Source organism: Mesorhizobium sp. AA23, from assembly GCF_001672435.1.
Taxonomy (GTDB): Bacteria; Pseudomonadota; Alphaproteobacteria; order Rhizobiales; family Rhizobiaceae; genus Mesorhizobium.
Genome location: NZ_LYTP01000027.1, coordinates 1 through 1,195, shown reverse-complemented (window position 1 = coordinate 1,195; position 1,195 = coordinate 1). Strand labels below are relative to the sequence as shown.

2 protein-coding genes are annotated in these 1,195 nt (G+C 65.4%); both read right to left on the bottom strand.

The features are described from left to right. The coding region (locus tag A9K66_RS19935) for an RpiB/LacA/LacB family sugar-phosphate isomerase (protein ID WP_067327218.1) at positions 1 to 452 on the bottom strand (452 nt) is incomplete at its 3' end. Positions 453 to 463: 11 nt separating this feature from the next. After that, the coding region (locus tag A9K66_RS19930; protein WP_067327215.1) for a triose-phosphate isomerase at positions 464 to 1,195 on the bottom strand (732 nt) is incomplete at its 5' end.

Here is a 1,195-nt window from a genome sequence, read left to right as displayed (position 1 = left end):
CGCGCGTTGTACTTGGCGTCGACCTGATCGATGGCGGCGACATTGCCGGCCGACCGCCCCTTTGGATCGAACGTCTCCTTCAGAAAGGCATCCGCGATCGACTTCGCCAGCTCGGGCCCGATTACCCGCGCGCCCATGGTGATGATCTGGGCGTTGTTCGACAGCGCGGCCCGCTCGGCCGAGTAGGTGTCATGGGTGAGTGCCGCACGAATGCCCGGCACCTTGTTGGCCGAGATGCAGACGCCGATCCCGGTGCCGCAGATCAGGATGGCGCGGTCATATTTGCCGGCCAGCAGGTCGCTCGCCACCCGGTCCGACAGATTGGCGTAGAACGGGTCGGGACCGGCCTCGGTGCGCGACACTTCCGACACCTCGTGCCTATCCTTCAGGTGATCGGCGAGGATTTTTGCCAGGCCTTCGCCAGCGCTGTCGCCTGCTACCGCGAGCTTCATGATCGTCTCCTTCAGAGTTTGGCGGCGCATCTGGACAGGATGTCGAGATAGCCCTCGACAGCCCATGCGGCGCGTCCGATGAACAACCCGTCGATATGCGGGCATGCGATGAGTTCGGCGCAATTGTCGGGGTTGACCGAACCGCCATAGAGGCAAGGGACGCGGCGACCGAGCACCTCTTGAACAGCCGCGGTGATCTCCGCCTGGCGGGCCTCGGCATAGTCCGAGGTCGCCGGAATGCCGTTGACGCCGATGGCCCAGACCGGCTCGTAGGCGAACAGGATCGGCGCGCCCTTCTGCGCAGCCGAAAGCTTCGACAAAGCGCCGCGCACCTGCCGGTCGAGGACGTCGCGGGCGCGGCCGGCCTCGCGCTCGGCAAACGTCTCGCCGATGCAGATCAGCGGAATGAGGCCGTGGCGCACAGCGGCTTCGGTCTTGAGGCCGACGGTTTCGTCGGTCTCGCCAAAGTGCTCGCGGCGCTCGGAATGGCCGAGCTCGACGATATCGAGGTCACAATCCTTCAGCATCAGCGGCGAAATCTCGCCCGTCCACGCGCCGTCATCGGCCCAATGCATGTTCTGGGCTCCGACCTTGACCGACGTATCCTTCAGCATCGCCTTGACCTCTCGCGCCGCCGTGAAGGGCGGGATGACGAAGCGCTGGATGCGCGGATCGCCTTGCGGGTCGGCAAGCAGGCCACCGGCGAAGGCGCGCGCCTCGACGAGCGTCTTGTTCATCTTCCA